This window comes from Neobacillus niacini, assembly GCF_023715415.1.
In the GTDB taxonomy this organism is placed as follows: Bacteria; Bacillota; Bacilli; order Bacillales; family Cytobacillaceae; genus Neobacillus; species Neobacillus niacini_C.
Map to the genome: position 1 here is coordinate 1 of NZ_JAMBOB010000039.1, position 674 is coordinate 674.

1 pseudogene is annotated in these 674 nt (G+C 67.8%); it reads left to right on the top strand.

Features of this window, described 5'->3' with window-relative positions:
- A pseudogene (locus M3189_RS26435) lies at window positions 1-674 on the top strand (hypothetical protein); the annotation flags it as partial.

Genomic DNA, 674 nt, shown 5'->3' on the forward strand with positions numbered 1-674 from the left:
GTCCGACGACGACATCTGGAAACTGGCGCGCGGCGGCCACGATCCGGAGAAGGTGCATGCGGCCTATGCGCAGGCGATGCGCGCCGACGGCCGGCCGACCGTCGTGCTCGCGAAGACGGTCAAGGGCTTCGGGATGGGCGAAGCCGGCGAAGGCCAGAACGTGAACCATCAGTTGAAGAAGATGAGCGCGGATGCGGTACGTGCATTCCGCGACCGCTTCGCGCTGCCGGTCAGCGACGCGCAGCTCGACGCGCTGCCTTACCTGAAGCCGGAACCGGGCAGTGCCGAGGCACGCTATTTCGCGGAACGCCGCGCCGCGCTCGGCGGCCACGTGCCGGCCCGCTTCCACGCGGTCGCGCCGCTGCCGACGCCGCCGCTCGCCGCATTCGACGCGCAACTGAAAGACACCGGAGAGCGCGGCTTGTCGACGACGATGGCGTTCGTGCGCATCCTCGGCACGCTGCTGAAGGACCCACAGCTCGGCAAGCTGGTCGTGCCGATCGTGCCGGACGAGTCGCGCACGTTCGGGATGGAGGGCCTGTTCCGCCAGATCGGCATCCATTCGCATCTCGGCCAGCTCTATACGCCGCAGGACGCGGGTCAGCTCAGCTACTACAAGGAAGCGAAGGACGGGCAGATCCTGCAGGAAGGGATCAACGAATCGGGCGCGATCG